At 70.7% G+C, this 1,186-nt stretch carries 2 protein-coding genes; one reads left to right on the forward strand and one right to left on the reverse strand.

The genetic code is table 11. The annotated features are described in order from the left end of the window. Window positions 1-174: 174 nt before the first annotated feature. Window positions 175-594: a hypothetical protein gene (locus tag VF202_07625; protein ID HEX7039962.1), complete on the forward strand. Its 420-nt coding sequence runs from the start codon at window positions 175-177 to the stop codon at window positions 592-594. Between the two features lie 39 nt (window positions 595-633). Here VF202_07625 and VF202_07630 read toward each other — a convergent pair. Further along, the coding region (locus tag VF202_07630; protein HEX7039963.1) for a hypothetical protein at window positions 634-1,186 on the reverse strand (553 nt) is incomplete at its 5' end.

A 1,186-nucleotide genomic window follows, 5' to 3' on the forward strand; every position in this document is an offset into this window, starting at 1 on the left:
CGGACGTCGTGGTCGAAGACGTTCGGCGCCACCCTGTCAAGCAGGTGGGCGTTCACGGCCGTCACGAGGTGGAGGGTCACGGAGGGGTCGCTCATCGCGGCCACGATAGGGGCCGAGCGCGCCGGCCGTGTGACGTCGTGCGCGACGGGCGGTTCTGCTACCATCGCGGCCACCATGGCCAGGGCCGAGTTCAGCGGATCGGGTACCCCCGAGGACCCGTGGGTCCTCTACACCCCCAGCCTGTCATCGCAGTTCCAGATGCATAGGGACGAGGCCCACGAGCCGCCCATGCTCGTCTGCACTGTCGGCAAGACGGTCCTCCACTACGACCTCAGGGTCATAGACGACCTCCACCGCATGCTCAGGGAGCGCGGCGGCTGGGTCGAGCTGGGCAACGCGGACGAGCAGAGGGCCGCCAAGGAGGGGACGGTAGAGGCGTGGGCGCGGTCGCCCGATAACCCAGTGGGCGGCTGGTACGGGCTCAAGAAGGGTCTGCGCGGGCGGGTGGGCAACTACGTCCCGCCCGTGCTAGAGGCCCTCGGCCTGGCCGAGGTGGAGCACAACGCTCGCGGCAACAGGATGCGGGCGCTGTGAGAGTGGCACCCGCGGCGCTCGGTCCGGGCCGGTGCGCCGCTACGCGAACAGGGGAGACATCTCCTCGTCCCGCACGAGCCGTTCCATCTCCGCGTCGCTGGGACGGCGCTCGAAGCGGGTCACCTCCTCGAGCACCCGCGGCAGCAGGTCGACGTCGCCCGCGGTGTTCAGGAAGACGCCCTCCCGGCCTAGCACCCAGTGCACGGCGAGCCCGATCGCGTGCGGGTCCTCGAGCGGCTGGTACCAGGTCGCCCGGTCCTGCGGTCTGGGGCCCCAAGGGCGCCGCGTGATGGCCTTGATCGTCTGGATCGCCACGCCGCGCTGCTCGCACTTGGCCGCTAGCTCCTCGAAGTCGGCGGCGTAGCGCGGGTTCTGCATCATCACGTAGCTGTAAGGCAGCAGGACGGAGTCGAAGGGGAAGCGCTCGAGGCTGGCGCTGTGCCGCGCGGCGACCTCGACGCCATGCCCCGTGACGCCGATGAACCGCACGAGGCCCTCCTCGAGCGCCTCGATCGCCGCCTCGAGGGCACCGCCCGGCCCGAGCGCGACCTCCCACTCCCGCTCGTCGACGAGGTTGTGGAGCTGCCACAGG

This window comes from Trueperaceae bacterium (assembly GCA_036381035.1).
Taxonomy (GTDB): Bacteria; Deinococcota; Deinococci; order Deinococcales; family Trueperaceae; genus DASRWD01.